At 43.1% G+C, this 16,727-nt stretch carries 17 protein-coding genes; 4 read left to right on the top strand and 13 right to left on the bottom strand.

The genetic code is table 11. The features are described 5' to 3' along the window. Nucleotides 1-85: 85 nt before the first annotated feature. The gene (locus tag MHH63_RS25040; RefSeq protein WP_175617270.1) at nt 86-751 is read right to left on the bottom strand and encodes a glycosyltransferase; all 666 of its coding nucleotides are present in this window, start codon (nt 749-751) and stop codon (nt 86-88) included. Nucleotides 752-885: 134 nt separating this feature from the next. Further along, entirely contained in the window at nt 886-1,242 is a 357-nt protein-coding gene (locus MHH63_RS25035) for a nucleotide excision repair endonuclease (protein ID WP_036682230.1), read from the bottom strand. Between the two features lie 255 nt (nt 1,243-1,497). Here MHH63_RS25035 and MHH63_RS25030 point away from each other — a divergent pair, with 255 nt between their 5' ends. Next, nucleotides 1,498-2,988: a peptide MFS transporter gene (locus MHH63_RS25030; protein ID WP_076124120.1), complete on the top strand. Its 1,491-nt coding sequence runs from the start codon at nt 1,498-1,500 to the stop codon at nt 2,986-2,988. Between the two features lie 67 nt (nt 2,989-3,055). Here MHH63_RS25030 and MHH63_RS25025 read toward each other — a convergent pair whose 3' ends face one another. Next, entirely contained in the window at nt 3,056-4,471 is a 1,416-nt protein-coding gene (locus MHH63_RS25025) for a hypothetical protein (protein ID WP_076132753.1), read from the bottom strand. 160 nt (nt 4,472-4,631) lie between these two features. Continuing rightward, on the bottom strand, nt 4,632-5,384 hold the full coding sequence (locus MHH63_RS25020; RefSeq protein ID WP_038573803.1) for an SDR family NAD(P)-dependent oxidoreductase: 753 nt from the start codon (nt 5,382-5,384) through the stop codon (nt 4,632-4,634). A gap of 187 nt (nt 5,385-5,571) precedes the next feature. On the opposite strand from MHH63_RS25020, the gene MHH63_RS25015 reads away from it, so the two are divergent. After that, nucleotides 5,572-6,213, top strand: a complete 642-nt coding sequence (locus tag MHH63_RS25015) for a TetR/AcrR family transcriptional regulator (protein WP_076105092.1) — start codon at nt 5,572-5,574, stop codon at nt 6,211-6,213. A gap of 123 nt (nt 6,214-6,336) precedes the next feature. On the opposite strand, the gene MHH63_RS25010 is transcribed toward MHH63_RS25015, so the two are convergent. From MHH63_RS25010 to MHH63_RS25000, 3 genes are all read right to left on the bottom strand, one after another. Next, the gene (locus MHH63_RS25010; protein WP_076282175.1) at nt 6,337-7,458 is read right to left on the bottom strand and encodes a nitric oxide synthase oxygenase; all 1,122 of its coding nucleotides are present in this window, start codon (nt 7,456-7,458) and stop codon (nt 6,337-6,339) included. A 139-nt stretch (nt 7,459-7,597) separates the two neighbouring features. Further along, a complete protein-coding gene (locus MHH63_RS25005; protein WP_038573810.1) occupies nt 7,598-7,876 on the bottom strand; it encodes a hypothetical protein in 279 nt (92 codons plus the stop codon). An 80-nt stretch (nt 7,877-7,956) separates the two neighbouring features. After that, nucleotides 7,957-8,778, bottom strand: a complete 822-nt coding sequence (locus MHH63_RS25000; protein WP_036682244.1) for a methyl-accepting chemotaxis protein — start codon at nt 8,776-8,778, stop codon at nt 7,957-7,959. 108 nt (nt 8,779-8,886) lie between these two features. Between MHH63_RS25000 and MHH63_RS24995 the strand changes: the two genes are divergently transcribed. Both MHH63_RS24995 and MHH63_RS24990 read left to right on the top strand, forming a co-directional pair. Next, nucleotides 8,887-9,735 carry a metallophosphoesterase gene (locus MHH63_RS24995; RefSeq protein ID WP_341172209.1) on the top strand — a complete coding sequence of 283 codons (849 nt, stop codon included), beginning with the start codon at nt 8,887-8,889 and terminating at the stop codon, nt 9,733-9,735. 185 nt (nt 9,736-9,920) lie between these two features. Then, the gene (locus MHH63_RS24990; RefSeq protein WP_076301504.1) at nt 9,921-11,027 is read left to right on the top strand and encodes a PdaC/SigV domain-containing protein; all 1,107 of its coding nucleotides are present in this window, start codon (nt 9,921-9,923) and stop codon (nt 11,025-11,027) included. Nucleotides 11,028-11,090: 63 nt separating this feature from the next. Here MHH63_RS24990 and hmpA read toward each other — a convergent pair whose 3' ends face one another. From hmpA to MHH63_RS24960, 6 genes are all read right to left on the bottom strand, one after another. Further along, nucleotides 11,091-12,296: an NO-inducible flavohemoprotein gene (hmpA, locus tag MHH63_RS24985; RefSeq protein ID WP_076181862.1), complete on the bottom strand. Its 1,206-nt coding sequence runs from the start codon at nt 12,294-12,296 to the stop codon at nt 11,091-11,093. 208 nt (nt 12,297-12,504) lie between these two features. After that, nucleotides 12,505-13,341 carry a YitT family protein gene (locus MHH63_RS24980; protein WP_248548919.1) on the bottom strand — a complete coding sequence of 279 codons (837 nt, stop codon included), beginning with the start codon at nt 13,339-13,341 and terminating at the stop codon, nt 12,505-12,507. A gap of 38 nt (nt 13,342-13,379) precedes the next feature. Then, nucleotides 13,380-13,901, bottom strand: coding sequence for a VanZ family protein (locus MHH63_RS24975; protein WP_076181860.1), 522 nt, complete (start codon nt 13,899-13,901; stop codon nt 13,380-13,382). Beyond that, nucleotides 13,901-14,752, bottom strand: a complete 852-nt coding sequence (locus MHH63_RS24970; RefSeq protein WP_076124134.1) for a M15 family metallopeptidase — start codon at nt 14,750-14,752, stop codon at nt 13,901-13,903. Before MHH63_RS24970 ends, MHH63_RS24975 begins: the two co-directional genes overlap by 1 nt. A gap of 108 nt (nt 14,753-14,860) precedes the next feature. Beyond that, nucleotides 14,861-15,556, bottom strand: coding sequence for a response regulator transcription factor (locus MHH63_RS24965; protein WP_076124136.1), 696 nt, complete (start codon nt 15,554-15,556; stop codon nt 14,861-14,863). Between the two features lie 112 nt (nt 15,557-15,668). Then, nucleotides 15,669-16,676 (bottom strand): sigma-70 family RNA polymerase sigma factor, encoded by a 1,008-nt coding sequence (locus MHH63_RS24960; RefSeq protein ID WP_076124138.1) that lies wholly within the window; start codon nt 16,674-16,676, stop codon nt 15,669-15,671. Nucleotides 16,677-16,727 lie beyond the last annotated feature (51 nt).

Here is a 16,727-nt window from a genome sequence, read left to right as displayed (position 1 = left end):
CCTTTATATCTAACTTTCTGAAATGCACCTAAAGACCTATTCTCTTCTGCAAAATAAAAAAAGCACCCCTTCGGGTGCTTTGATTTCAATTGAATTTATCGGGAAATTGTTTGATCAATCCCTCGGTTAAGATATCTGCGAACATGATCATATGTTCCAGCCCTTTATCAAATGCGGCAATTTCGGCATCCCAATCCTTTTTAACTCTAGCTGTCACGTCATCAGTAATCAATTCCAGATGTTCATGAAGCATTTCCTTTAATTGTTCATAAGAATATTTGGGGTTCTGGCTACTAAGAAACTTAGCAATGTCATCAGCGTTGGCATACCACTCTTTATTGTATTTTTCCACATCGGCCTGATTTCCAGCCTTTACAGCACCTAGAACTTTTCCGGCAATAAGAATATGCTCCCGCAATAATTGAGCCAGCTTATCTCCAACTGCCTCACCGTAATACGGTTTAAAGACATCCCCTATGTCCTGTTGATTCTGTAACAGCCTTGCCAGTACCTTATCCTTGTCCTCAGAATCTGCAAAGGCGCTAACAATGTAGTTCTTTGTCCATACCACATGATCGATCCATAACTTCCTAAGATTATCCTTAAGCTCAATTACGGAGGGGGTTAAGCATTGCTTGTGGGAGCTCTTTTTCTCTTTAGCTGCTGCAGCATCGGCAATTGTAGGTGTAACACTTACAACCAGAAACATACACAATAAGGTTAGCTTCAACATCAAATACTTATTTTTCAATATGACCTATCTCCTTGTGAACAGTGATGGATTTGAATATCTTGTATATTGTGCACCTTTACTTCCATTTCATTCGCAACTATTCTCAGAACACAAAAAAGCACCATCACGTGGACGGTGCCTGGGTCTTACTTTTATCTAAACATCACTTTATCTACGTTGTATTTAGATTTCAGTTCATTAATGATATAGGTTTCGTAGATCTCTCTATGAACTGGACTTTCGATCAAACACACATCAATTCTGGTGACCTCGTCCCGATGTTGCTTGATGTCAGATACGGTGTCTTCAAAATGTTTTTTAATTCTTGGTCTTAGCTTTCTCGCTTTACCTACAAACAACAACTCATCCTGATCATTGTAGAACATAAAGATACCGCCGTAATCTCTCGGAATCAGGTGAAAGTCCGTAAATCCGTAAATATTGCTTAACTGCGGGTTAATTTGTTTAGTAATACTAACATCCGCTTTTGGAATCGTTATGTTGATCATTAGCTCACGTCCTCTTTCTATATAGGAGTAAATAGTATCATAAATCGCTAAGTAAGACCATTCAATCTGGCGCAGTCAAATAAATACAATAAAAGCAAGTTCGATTGATCTAATGGAAATATTACTAAAAAATATAGCATTATTCAAAACCTTCCTGCCCAAGGGTTGCGGTCTTAGACAGGAGAGGATTATAAATAAAATAGAGGCGTTTGCATCATGATATATAGATATTTGTCATCTAGGAGGATTTGATTCATGGCAGTAACAGACCGGCAAAAAATAGTAGATAGCGTCCCGCAAAAGGGTTTCTTCGGACATCCTAAGGGACTTTTCACCCTTTTCTTCACAGAATTTTGGGAGCGTTTCTCTTATTATGGCATGCGAGCTATCCTTGTCTACTACATGTATTATGAAGTGAGCCAAGGCGGTCTCGGATTACCTGAAGATATGGCACTTTCTATTATGTCTATCTATGGTTCGCTTGTATATATGTCAGGGATCATTGGAGGCTGGCTTGCGGATCGGCTCCTCGGGACTTCGAGGGCTGTTTTCTACGGCGGCGTTTTAATCATGTTCGGGCATATACTACTGGCTATTCCAGGCAATACCACATTGTTTTTTGCTTCGATGGTTTTAATCGTACTCGGAACGGGTCTACTGAAACCCAATGTTTCAAGTATTGTCGGCGAAATTTATAGCGAGCAGGATAACCGCCGTGACGCTGCCTTCAGCATTTTTTATATGGGTATTAACCTGGGAGGATTTCTCTCCCCACTAATTGTTGGCGCAGTAGGCATGAATAATTTCCATCTAGGTTTCTCGATTGCCGCAGTCGGAATGTTTGTTGGACTAGTCGTTTATATTATGACTCGCACAAAAAATCTGGGTTTGGCCGGTACGATTGTACACAACCCTATTCCTGCAGATCAGAAGAAAAAGATCTTTACTTGGATTGGTGTAGGATTAGTTGTACTTGCGATTTTGATTACGATCGGCATTCTTACCGGAGTGCTTACCTTTGAAACATTAATAAAAATAGTAGGGGTATTAGGCTTACTTATTCCTACGATGTATTTCATTATGATGTACCGCAGTCCCAAAACAACAGCCGTTGAACGGTCAAGAATTCTCGCATACATTCCTTTATTTATCGCATCGATTATGTTCTGGGCGATTCAAGAGCAGACTTCTACAGTTCTTGCTAGTTTTGCTGATAAACGGACCCAATTGGATTTTGCAGGCTTACACATTTCTCCTGCTTGGTTCCAATCGCTTAACCCGCTGTTTATTATCACTCTTGCACCTATATTTGCCTGGTTGTGGTTAAAGCTCGGTAACCGTCAACCCTCGATTCCGCAAAAGTTCTCGCTTGGTTTATTGTTTGCCGGTTTATCCTTCTTGGTGATTCTAGTACCTGCTTATTTCGGTGGAGCTAATTCACTTGTGAATCCATTATGGCTGGTACTCAGCTATTTTATCATCGTAATCGGGGAGTTATGCTTGTCCCCTGTGGGCTTATCAGCAACGACCAAACTGGCACCGGCGGCTTTTACCGCTCAAATGATGAGTATGTGGTTCTTATCGAATGCCGCTGCTCAAGCAATTAATGCTCAAATTGTGAAGTTCTATACCCCGGATACCGAAATGATGTACTTTGGAGTAATTGGTGGAGTGGCCCTTATCCTTGCGCTTATCCTCTTCCTATTCTCTTCCAAAATTCAGAATTTTATGAAAGGGATACATTAAAGACACCCAAAGGCTGCCCGAGATCTTCTCGGCAGCCTTTTTTTAGTTTCCTATAGTTATCCAGCCTCTACACCAGAAACATGGCGACAATCGTCGTGACTACCAGCCCAATGAGTACAGGCTTAACATTCCGTCTCGCCAGCTCAAAGGGGCTTACTCCGCAAATAGCGGCGGCCGGAATCAATGCCCACGGAATCAGCGTGCCTCCACCTACCCAAATTGCAGCTACCTGACCCAGCGCAGTTAAAGTCGCCGCATCGGAATGTGTGGCCACCGCAAACAATTTCCCAATAGACCCAGCAAGTGAAATGCCCGAGAACCCTGAACCATCTAGGCCTGTAATGGCTCCGGTTATAGTTGCGGTCACAGCACCCACTGCGCCGTTCAGAGGAACGTTATGCGCTAGAGCGACCCCTAGATCATTTACAATCCCCTGAGATGCGGCGGGCAGCACCTTGCCGAATAATTCAGCAAACGCCGAATCCCCCAGATAGAAAAAAGCGGCAATCGGTATCACAGGACCAAATACTTTGAAGCCAAACGTAAGTCCATCAATCAGATAAGAGGTTACTTGCTCCAATCCTTTATTACGATGTGCCAACAAGGTTACTACAACCAGAATGAATACCGCAGTACCACCAACTAAGGCAGTTGCGTCTCCACCCTGCAAATCGAGCAGGAACATGCCTGCTACATCGGCTAAAAACAGGATGGGAATGGCGATGGCCAGCCATTGTTTCAATGCTGGATGAATCACCGCTGGATCTTCTGCCGTATCATTCTCTGCAGATAACGCACTCACGGCACTTTTCCCGGCAATAAGCCCGTCTCGCCAAGTTCCCTTCTTCTGATCTCTGCGCATCATCCAATACGCCGTTATCGTAGTCACCACGCCCATAACAATTACAAGCGGAACACTCGCCTCCATGACACTGGTCACCGGAAGTCCGGCCGCATCTGCTGTTAGTTTAGGTGCACCTTGAATAATGTAATCACCTGAGAGCGCAATCCCGTGGCCAAATAAATTCATTGCCATCGCCGCTCCAAGAGCCGGCAGTCCCACTCGAATGGCAACCGGCAGCAGCACAACCCCGATCAAGGCCACTGCGGGTGAAGGCCAGAAGAACCATGAGGTGACCATCATAATCAGACCGATCCCCCAAAAGGCTATGAACGGTGTGCGCAAAAAGCGGGTAAGTGGAGCAACCATGATTTCGTTAATCCCCGTGCGTGTTAATACCCGGCTCATGGCTACTATGATCGAAATAATCATGATCGTACCCATTAGCTCCTTGGTTGCATATACAAAAGAGTTGAATACACCTGTGACCGAACCACTGACAGTTTCTGTGGCTAACCACCCAAGTACAAAGATGCCCGCAATACAGATCATCGTTGTGTCCCGTCTCTTGATCAGAAGTGCCATTATAAATACGATAAATGCCAGATATACATAATGGAGCGCTGTTAACTGGATGCCCATCTCTGCACCACACCCTTCTCCTACTATCCGAGTGCTATATGGTATGCAGGGGTGTAGGCTAATGTTCGGTAGAAATGGGCCTAAAACAGCAAAAGAAGCCATCCCGTACGTAGAGAAAATCTACGTATGGGACGGCTTCTTAATGTTTCTTAATTAGCTATTATTTAGCTACAACTCCGCCATCAACCGGCAGCTCAACACCTGTAATGTAAGAAGCTTCATCAGAAGCCAAGAACAATACAGCTTCAGCTACTTCAGAAGCACGACCAACACGTGGCAGCGCAGTCTGAGACATAAAGAAGCTATGCATTTTTTCGTTATTTACAAATTCAGCACTCATTGGGGTTTCGATAAATCCTGGGTGAACAGAGTTCACACGAATGTTATCTTTACCAAAGTCTACAGCTGCTGCTTTACTTAGCATACGAACTGCACCTTTAGAAGCTGTATAAGCACCAGCACCGCTGCTGCCAGTCAAACCTGCGATGGATGAAATATTAACGATGGAACCACCTTTATTGTTCTTCATTTGAGGAACAACATGCTTCATGCCAAGGAATACGCTGCTCACGTTGATGTTCATTACTTTGTTCCATTGATCAACAGTGGATTCGAGCAATTGAACCGGGAATGAGATCCCTGCATTGTTTACCAAAATGTCGATTTTCCCGAACTTGCTAATCACATCTTCTACAACCTTGATCCAGTCTTCTTCGGAAGCCACATTATGTGCATAAGCTGCTGCTTGTCCACCATTTGCTTCAATTTCCTTCACAACTGCTTGTACGGCAGCCTCGTTAATATCAGTGGCTACAACTGTAGCACCCTCTTTGGACAATAAAAGGGCTTCTTCACGGCCCATACCGCTGCCTGCACCTGTAATAATTGCTACTTTATTAGTTAGACGATTCATAATTAGGTCTCCTCTATAATCGTATTGTGATATAATATTTGAGTGATGATAGTCACACTATCACCGTGATATACATCATATCATTTTTGCAAAAGAACTACAACCACTCCTTGCTTAATCCAATAAACGGTGGATATAATACTAATAATTGAAAATCCCAATCAAAAAATGGAAGGGTCTAGCCCTCATGAATCCTAAAACACGATACGAAAAAGAAAGATCCGATGGTAAACAGCAACGATTAATTACGATCCTCGAATCCGCAGAACGAGTATTATCACAAAAAGGAATCGAAAAGTCGACGATGCAAGATGTCGCAAGCGAAGCCAATATCGGGATTGCGACGTTATTTCGCTATTTTCCCAGAAAAGAAAAACTCGTAGTGGCTGTAGCCACCCGAATGCTGGAGCCTATGCTCGATCATTTTAAATACGTAGCTGACTTGCCCCTTACTTGTCTTGAACAAATCGAGAAATTATTTGATTTCTTTATTCAGGATCAAAATCATCTAAGTATTATTTTTATGGTCAATTTCGAAAGCTACGCCTCACACTCAAGTGAACCTGTTGAGGATGTTCTGAGCTTCAATGCACTCAACCGCAAAATTTGGCATGAATACTCCAGGATCATTCAAAATGGGGTAGAAGACGGCTCTATTCGTGCGGGTCTCCCCGTAAAAGAAACCTTAATTACGCTCATGAATAGCTTTGCCCTCTTTTCCAGAAAACTAACGATGAAAAAAAACATTCTCCTGCTGGAATCGGATCTAGACTCCGACGATCAGCTTGAGCTGCTTAAACAAATTTTTCTGGATCATTTAAAAGCCTAAAAAGCTCCAGTTTCCTTAGAAGGGGAACTTGGCGCTTTTTCTATAGTCAAACAAAAAGAGACATTTCCGAGGAAAATGCCTCTATCCAGATTCAAGTTGCGACCTATATACTGCCTTCGTTAGCTAGTGAAACGGGCAGGTTGCGACGGGTGATTGTTGATAAAGAAAACGAGGGCTGAAATCATATTCTTTTAACGTACGATCATGCCAAATCGGTGTAGACGAAGGTGACATAGGCGGAATCAGCCAGGACCAGCGCCCTGAGACTTGGCGCCCCTGCTCGTTCTCCTGTTGCTGGAATCGAACAAATTGATCTGCTGCTGTATGGTGATCCACGATGCTGACACCTGCTTGCTTGAAGGAATGCAGCACTGCGCGATTCAGCTCAAGAAGCGCCCGATCCTTCCAAAGCGTTGTGTTGCTGGAGCGATCCAGTCCCATCACATCAGCTATAGCCGGCAAAGTGTTGTATCGTCCAGTATCCCCCAAGTTACGCGAGCCGATTTCAGTCTCCATGTACCAACCGTTAAAAGGAGCAGCCGTGTACAGAATACCGCCAATTTCCAACTGCATATCCGTGATAATGGGTACAGAATACCAACGGAGCTGAAGCTCAGCAAAACGTTCAATTTCAGGATGTGTTAACGGTACCTCCTGAATGAGGTGATCAGGAATAGGGAAAACGTAAGGATGCCCGTTGCCAATACTGATCACTAACGGCAACACATCATAATCGCCACCTGTTCCTTGCCAACCTAGTTGCTGGCACATTTTTGTGAATTCATCCGATGCCGGATCGCCAGCGCGTCCGTGTTCTTCATCGCCAGGATACCCGGCATAACGAATCAATTGGTGGTTCCAGATCCGAATCCGCTGATTCGGATCTTCTCCGCTGCGGAAGACCGTGATGAGTGAACGAATACGTCCTCCGTTGTTCGCCTTTTCCAGATGTCGCAGCAACGCTTCAGCAACTTGTTCCTCAGTCTCCGCTTGGCGTTCATCGATCAACTCAATGGATTGCCAAAAAAGACGCCCAATGCAGCGGCTATTGTGGCGCCAGGCCATTCTTGCACCATGCGCTAATTCTTCCGTTGTATGTGTGTAACTGCCTGATTGGTTAATTTCCTCATGTACGGCTAGGATGCGATGATCCGTCTCGGCTTCAGACTTGTCTAGTTCAGCGTAACATTGTCGAATGAAAGCTTCCGCCTGCCGGGTTAATTCTTCGATGTGCTTGCCATTCATATCCCTTATCCCCCATCTAAACCCTTGCTTAAACTCTCAATCCAGTATAACATCCCTCTTCCTATGCCACATCTTTCAGGGAAAAGCGCATAAGAACAACCCGTGAAGCTTGGAGCTTCACAGGTTGTGGCAGGAACATTTAGCGCTCTGAACGTTTCCCTTGCTTATTCAATGAGGCAAGTCTGCTCTTATCCTCGGTCAACAGTTCTTCAGCCAACTCCACACCTTGAGGACCTAGCCAGTCCTGAGCTTGCTGAATCGCCTGCTCAGTATGTGCCAGGCGGTTCTCAGCCTGTGCCAAAGTCTGTTCTGTTGGATGACTAAGTGCCTGAGAGACAGAGAAATGAAGCTTGCCCAAAGAATTTTTGGCTTGAGTTACATTGTCATTCGCTTGCAGACTGGAATCGGGTTGTTTCATAAATGAAATACGCTCCCTTCTGAAATGCGCCTGTTCTCTTCTAGCATGGTTTGGGTGAAGTCATCTTATGCATTCACTATCTACTGGATAATGGATTGCATAAAGGACGTCATTTCATTACTCGCTTTATTCAGGCGCTCAATGACACCGCTGAATTCAGTGACCAATTCTGCTTGTGAGTGTGAAGAAGCAGAGATCGCTTCAATTTCTTGCTCCATTTGCTTAATGGACTTTTGAACATCACTCAGTGATTTTTCAATATTATGGGTTGCTTCTTTAGTGTTAACGGACAGTTTGCGTACTTCCGTAGCAACCACCCCAAAACCTGCCCCTTGCTCTCCTACACGCGCGGCTTCGATTGCGGCATTCAGCCCAAGCAGGTTCGTCTGCTCAGAAATCTCACGAATGAAGCCGGCAACCTTATTCACTTCTTGTGATTCTGTTACGGCTCTACGCGTATTATCTAATATTTGCTGCGAGGTTGCTGATAATTCCTGAGATTGGGCAGCTACGCTCTGCACCATCTCCATTAGATGACTGCTTATCTCATTAATCTCATCTGTGAATCCTTCAAGCTTATTCTCGTTCTCTAGTGTATAGGCAATGGCAAAAACCCCGATTACATCATCATCCGTTCCGTAGATAGGTACACATGTTGAGATTACAGGAGCTCCATAAATTTCTGCTGGGATTCGGTTAGAGCTTGCTATACCTTTCAGTCCATTTGAAAGCGACAGATCTTCAGGAGGGATAGGGTTACCCTTAACCAATCCGAGATCAATAACTTTACTTGGTGCGTAATAATGGAAGATCTCCCTGTCCGTGATTCCAATCATAATATCCTGCGAGTGAATCTTTTTGAAATAAGGTGCTGCGAGGACTAAGGCATCGATAATACTCATCTCTTCATCTCCCATATAAAAAAAATGTATATGTAGTTTTATCGTCACAATGGGTTATTAAATGAATATTGTCATAGTAGAGTAACAATCCCCGCGTATGATTTGTTTATGAATACTATTAGCAGACGACAATTTCTACAGAAAAGCGCTCAAGTAACTCTAGGCCTTCTTGGAACAGCTGGTGCATCCGGTATCTATTCACATTGGATCGAACCCTACTGGCTGGAAATCAAATACGTAGATATTACACTCCCTAGACTTTCTCCAGCCTTCGATAAATTTCGTATCGTTCATTTTAGCGATTTACATCAGGGGGTATATTCCAAGCCGCAAGCTTTAACGGAGCTAGCGCAGCAAATTCAACATGTAAAGCCAGATCTGATCTGCTTCACCGGCGATTTATTAGATCATTCAGCCGATTATATTTCAGAAGCCGTAGCCTTGTGCTCTCAGTTGCGGGCTCCTTTTGGACAATTTGCCGTATTAGGCAATCATGATGCTTTTGGGACCAGAAAGGTTGTAACGAAAGGGCTAACACAATCGGGCTTCCACGTGCTCCATAATGAACATATCGTCCTAACCCAAGGTACGGACAAGCTCTATATTGCCGGAATAGATGATCCTTGGGTCGGAAAAGCAGACATCGCCCAAGCGCTGCTTCATATCCCGGAAGAGGCTTGCACAATTCTCCTGGCCCATGAACCTGATTTCGCCGATGACTTTTGCAAGCTGCCTATAGATCTGCAATTGTCTGGCCATAGCCACGGAGGCCAAGTGCGGCTTCCATTTGTCGGAGCTTTATATACCCCGCCTCACGGAAGTAAATATTCAAGTGGATTATATCAACTGCCCAACAGCCAACTTCAGGTCTATACCACTCGCGGGATAGGAGTAACTCGTATGCCTGTTCGTTTTAATTGTCGCCCCGAGCTCACCGTAATTACCTTACATTCTTAATGCTAGTGTCTTAATCGTACAAAATGGTTAAAAAGTATATACCTTTTGCATATCTATGCAACAACACTGTAACCGCCTTTGTAATCAAATCTATTTGGGACCTAGGTATAATTGTAGGAGTGATAGAGGAAAAAATATCATATTGCAACTACATAAGCCCATCCTTGGGAAGGAGAGATTAAGTTATGAATAAAAGTATGAAATGGACCTCAGCCATCTTGGCTGCTGGAGTATTGCTTGGAGGGTCGGGACTAGTAGGAGGAACTTCAGTTCAAGCCGCAACTACCGGAGGAAATACGGTAAAACAAGCCGCACAGCAACCCTCTGTAGTGCTTAAATATAAAGGCCAGACCTTATCGCAGCAAGCGAAAATAGTAAACGGCAATACCATGATCCCTTTAACTGTACTACGGGATGCTTTTGGCCTCTCCATTAACTATAATGCAAGCACCAAAACTTATAGTGTAGGCAGCGATTCCATGAAGCTGGACATGGAGGTCTCAGATTACGGTGTTATTACAACCCTGAATGGCTATTACATTTATAGCATGACCGGCAGTCATGATGTGAAGGTCATCAACGACCGGATTTATGTTCCGTTCAAACTGTTGTCTGACTATTTAGGAGTGCAAGGCGTTTATAATCCTTCATTGAAATCACTTGATCTAAGTAAAAAAGTAATGAATGACATCAAAATCACCTCTGAAACCTTAGATAAGAGCAATAAAAATGCCAGTATCAAAGTACAGTATCCAAAAATCAGTGGCTTAACGGATGAAGTGCAGACTAAGATTAATGCGATCTTCAAAAAGCAAGCTGAACAATTCGTCGCAGAGAGTGAAGAACAGGCTAGCCGTAGAGATGGTACTATAGAGAATAAATATGACTTCTCTCAAACTTTTGTTGTCTCCTTTAACCGTGAAGGGGTTCTGAGCATCGTGACTGATCAATATGGCTATACTGGTGGAGCTCATGGTGGAGCCCTTCGTGAAGGATTTACCTTCTCGCTGAAAGACGGCAAACCAATTGAACTTAAGGACCTGCTGAAGGCAGAGCCAAACTACAAACAAAAATTAGATAAAATGTTGAAGGAAAGCACCAAGGAGCTAGCTTTTCCAGATACACCTGGCGGACTAACAGAAAAACCAAACTTCTACGTTTCCGAGAGTGGCCTTGCAATCTTCTACCAACAGTATGAAATTGCCCCTTATGCGGCTGGAATTCCTACGTACACCTTTAATTTCAGTTCAATATTACCAAAGGGAACTAACCCATTCGCTGCCTTCAAATAAACTTCTATTGTAAAAAAGAGCGTCACAGTCATTAGGACTGGGACGCTCTTTTGGTTTTACAGCTTAGGCTTCCAAACTTCCAGCCGGGCCGAAGAATTCATAATGAATTCTGTCTTCAGCCACCTTCCATTCCTTAAGAGCCTTATATATCGCCTTCATAAAAGGAGTCGGTCCGCAGAAATAGAATTCAGAGTTTACGTCTGTTACTTCTTGCAACCAAGCTAGATCAATATAACCTGTTTTATGGAACGTATCTCCTTCACTTGGAGTTTCATAACATACATAGGATCGTAGGGTAGGATGGGACTGCTCCAAATCCGCCACCATTTCTTTCATAGCATGCAAGCTTCCATTGATGGCTGCATGAATGTACGTTACCTCTCGTTCTGGCTGCGTAGCAATTAATGTCTCCAGCATACTTACCATAGGGGTTAGTCCAACCCCGCCACTGATAAGAACCACTGGACGATCACTATCTTTATTTAGTACGAAATCACCTGCTGGCGAGCTTACTTCCAATATAGCTCCCACTTGTACGACATCATGAAGGAAAGTAGATACGACTCCAGCTGGTTTATCCGGCCCTTCACCTTCCCGTTTAACTGTGATGCGGTAATACGACTGTCCCGGCGCACTGGACAAACTATAGTGGCGAACATGGGTGTATTCCTCGCCCTCAGGCTGAACACGAACCGTGATGTATTGACCCGGCAAGTAAGAAGCTATAGCCCCTCCATCCTCAGGAGAAAGGTAGAAGGAAGTAATAAGTTCACTTTCTTTAACCTTCTTAGTAACCACAAAGTTTCTAAATCCACTCCAACCCCCGGGAATTTCGGCAGCTTCACGATACTTCTCTGCTTCGACACCAATAAAGGCATCTGCGATCACGCCATACGCCTTTGCCCAAGCATCAATAATTTCCGGCGTCGCCGCATCGCCAAGTACTTGCCCAATAGCAGCTAACAAAGTCTCACCTACGATGGGATAATGTTCAGGTAATACTCCCAATGCCCGATGTTTCTCCGCAATCTGTTTTACCACAGGCAAAATATTTCCCAGCTGATCAATATTCATTGCCGCCGCGAGTACGGCGTTAGCAAGTGCAGTCTGCTGTTTACCTTCCCGTTGGTTGGCATGATTAAATATATTTAGTAACTCCGGATGATTTTCAAATAACATGCCATAGAAAGTAGTTGTGATGGTCTTCCCATGAACCTGCAATACGGGCACCGTTGATTTTATGATTTCAATGGTTTGTTGATCTAACATCTAAATACCCTCTTTCCTGCGATAAATTAATTCCTCTATAAAAAGCATATAGAAGCTGAACATCCCATAGTGTGCGTTCAATCACACGGGAAATTGAAAAAATGTGAACGATTCAATAATTGCAATGATATCCATCACAATAACGTACCCGAAATCAAAAAAACTATCCAAGCAGCCATTATAGCTTCCGGGATAGCTTTTTATCTTATTATTTTGACAGCTCCACAAAACCTTCTCCGAATACATCTCGTACATCGTGGATGGTAATAAACGCCTCTTTATCAATGGATTTGACGATTTTCTTAAGCATAGTCACTTCCTGCTTGCTAATCACAATATACAGCAGCTCTTTAGGTGTCTTGGTATAGTACCCACGGCCATATATTACTGTGACGCCTCTATCCATAATTCCATTAACCTGTTCAGCAATTTTGTCCTGCTCTTGGGATACAATCGTAACAGCCTTCTTAGGGTTCACTCCCTCAATAATGAAGTCCATTATCTTAGTGGCTACATAGAGCATCACGATCGTAAACATCAGACTTTGTACTCCAATGATGAAATACGAAGCGAACACCACAATTAAATCAACGAGCAGTAGCGCGTAACTAACATTCCAGTCCAAATATTTATGTAGGATTCTGGCGATGATGGTTGACCCTGCAGTCGTTCCACCCACTCGTATAATTAGCCCGATACCCACACCTGAGAAGATACCCCCGAATATTGCATTAATTATCAACTCATCGCTGCCAATATTCCAATTTTTCGTAAGAATCAGGAATAACGAATTGAAAAACACCGCAATAATCGTGTATACCGTCGTAGTTTTGTCTAGAAATTTGTACCCCACAATTAATAATAAAGCGTTAAGAATCAAGCTAATAATACCGGGTGACCACTGATACAAATAGTAAGTAATCATAGTCAGTCCCGTGACCCCGCCTTCACCGAACTCGTTCGGAATCACAAACAAATTAACGGCCAAGGAGAATAACAAAGCTCCTACAATGATGGAAACAATATCCGAAATACGCTTTTTCATACCATGCCCCTTCTACCCTAGATCTATATCCACAAATACTAACACCGCTTTGATATAGATGCAATCCATCCGAAAGAAGTCAACAGTCTATAGATACAGTAACCAGCCACCCCGCCGCCAGTGTTCAAAATAAGATCATCCACATCAAAGGTGCCGATATACAATACTAATTGTGTGAATTCAAAACAGAAGCTCAGCGCCAGCGAGAGGAAGAAAACTCTTCGAAACAGCCTTACTTTTTGCGATAACAGCATGGGCACCAAGATCCCAAACGGAATAAAGGCTAACAAATTCCCTACTAAATTAATCGATGAAAAAGGATCTGAAAGCGACAGCTCGTCCATCCCCCGGGAGATCTCCTTAAAAGGGATATAGTTGCCTCGCCGATTAAAAATCCGGTCTGGATGTTCAAACATACGTCCCGCTTGCTCCCAAAGCGATAATAAGTTCACCGGTGCACCTTTAAATAAAATGATTCGGATTAAAAAATACATATAGACGATAAATATCGCTGCCAGCAAAAGGTTTATAGCAGACTTTTTTTTCGGCTCTTTAGTCATTAATATGTAGTAACAATTATGCCATCCATGTTATCGCCTGACGTCATATATTGCCCTTCCTGTGGAATTTTGATCGTAGTGTATTTGGATACCGGAAAATAACTTACTGTATAAGCTTTGCCGTCTACTGTTGTTGAAATCTCTTTGTTCTCTTTCAAGAAATCCAAATATTGTTCTAGCACAAGCCCCTTCTCATGAATAATGGCGCTGTGCGGCAACCCTACATAACGGAAATGCCAGGGTTCATATTTTATCCCCGTAATCTCGGTTTTGTCTTTCGGATAGCGGAGAATAAAGCCGTATTTCCAGGCATTTTTTTGCAGCCATTTTCCTTCAGGCGCTTTACTCATTTCTGATTGGGACGACCCGATATCCAGAGATAATCCTAAATTATGTTCACTATATTGCGCCGGTAAAGCATAGTCCGAACCTTTTTCCTGATATAATTTCTCTTGCTCTTCAAAGTCCCTGTACCCGCTGCTAATTAAAAAATGATTCACACCCTCTTTTTCGGCAGCTTTGACCATCTTATTGAATTTATGCGCTACACTTTCAGACAAACGAATCGAGGTATCCAGCAGCCCATAACCCTGCACCAGATCCGCCTGCTCATATAAGGTCACGATATCAGACTTCACACTATCCTCATGTACCGGGTATTGTTTGTTCACCAGCAACAAATCCCCTTGATACACTTGATCTTGTGTTACTACCTCTAAACTATTGTTATTTCTAATAGATTCTTTGCGAATCTTATCATCGTATCCTAAATTACCCGTATTCGGTAAATAACGAGCCGCTGCATACCCAAGCAACAACACAACCAACGCCAAAAAGCCCCACTTCTTCATCAGCAATGTCCTCCCATTTCCTTGATAGGAATAGAATAACGAAGACACTTTAAAGAAAAGGCGGGACAAATATAAAGTTTTTCTTAAAATAAATAAATTTCACGAGCTTTACCCATTAAAAGTATATCCAACGCCCCAGATCGTCTTAATGAATTTATTCTTATTGATGTCTTCACCGAGCTTTTTGCGCAAGGTACGGATATGCACCATGACCGTGTTCCCACTCTCATAATAAGCATCGCCCCACACCTGTTGAAAAATGTTCTCCGCACTAAACACCTGCTTAGGATGGCTGACCAATAAGTGCAAAATATCAAACTCTTTTGGAGTTAGCTCAATAACCTCACCATAAAGAGTAACCGTATGCTCATCCGGTGAAATCATCAATCCCCGAACCTCTAGCACCGATTTAGGTATGGCTGCGGGCTGACTGAATTGTATGGAGCGCCGCAACTGGGAATTGACCCGGGCGACCAGCTCCATTGGATTAAATGGTTTGGTCATATAATCATCTGCGCCCATAACCAGTCCGGTGATTTTATCAAGATCGGAAGTTTTAGCACTCAGAAAAATAATCGGCAGATGATGATGCTCCCGAATATGGCGGGTGACCTCGTAACCATCCAGCCCCGGCATCATGATATCCAGAATCGCCAAATCTATCGTTTGCGACTCAATGGCTTGTACCGCTGCCCTTCCATCGGACACTTTGAGGATATGATACCCCTCTTTTTGCAAATGCAAGGCCACCAAGTCGGCAATTTCCGCCTCATCATCCGCAATTAAAATGGTGATGCGCTTCATCTATTTTTCACTCCTATAGGTTGTGCTGTACACTCTTCATCCATTATACCCTAAACTCAAAAACCACTCCTAGAAAGAAGTGGTTTCGGATTAAATCTATGATTTATATAGTCTATTTCCTTTTATTATAGCTGTCTAACAATAGCTCTAATGAAATCCCATTTACTGTGACGCCTGAAAGATTGCAGTCTCTTATATCCACATTCGAAAGATCACAATCTACAAAGGATGTCCCGTTCAGCTGGCATCGCTCAAACTTATTGCCTTTACCGTACAAATGAATATCGTGGAAATAAGCCTCCCCTAGTTCACTATTACTAACCTCTATTTCCCACAGCCCCACTTCATTAAACTTAACAGAATGCATATTGATGTCATTAAAGGTAGTACTGCTCATATTAATATTATCGAATCCGGTCCCCTCCATATTTACATTGGAGAAGTTTGTTTTATGCATATCAATATCATCAAATTCACTTTGGCCCATAGCCACACGACGAAAATTCGTTTCAGTCATTCTTTCATCCTGAAAGACTCTCTTCTTAAATTCGTCCTGTAATTTGTTTTCACTAAGATTATTATTCACTGTACTCAACATCTCCCTTTTTAAGATCGCTCTTGATCTGCGGAGTCTACTCTCAACAGCTTCGCTCGATAAATCAAGGAAATCGGCGATTTCCCTAACCTTGTAATTGTCGATATAGTAGAGAATTGTGACTATACGGTTAGCTTCTGATAGGGTGTTTAAGGCTTTCCACACATCTTGCTGGAGTTCTTTTCTGAGCAGCTGATCTTCGGTAGATTCTGGCTGCGGAACCTCCATTTTTTGCATGAATTCGTAAGCAGTTTTCTTTTTATTTGACCTAAACCAATCCATGCATTCCCGTGCAGTAACCGCATATAACCAACTGGCGAGTTTCTCAGGCTCCTTTAAGTTAGGTAATTTGCGATAGGTTTTAACAAAAACCTCTTGGGCAATGTCTTGTGCGGTATGAAAATCACCCAATTTACCATAAGCAACCCCGTATACTGCATTGGAATATTTGCCGATAAGTACACTGAATGCATCCATGTCACCTTTACACACCTTATCTACCAGTTCTGCGTCCGTACAAGTCACTATTTTCCTCCTTAACATCAAGCTCATAACATAGACGGAAAAGAGACTCAA

Origin of the sequence: Paenibacillus sp. FSL H3-0310, from assembly GCF_038002785.1 — a bacterium.
GTDB lineage: Bacteria > Bacillota > Bacilli > Paenibacillales > Paenibacillaceae > Paenibacillus_AQ > Paenibacillus_AQ odorifer.
Note: the sequence above shows the minus strand (reverse complement) of the source record. Positions and strands in the feature narration are given on the sequence as shown.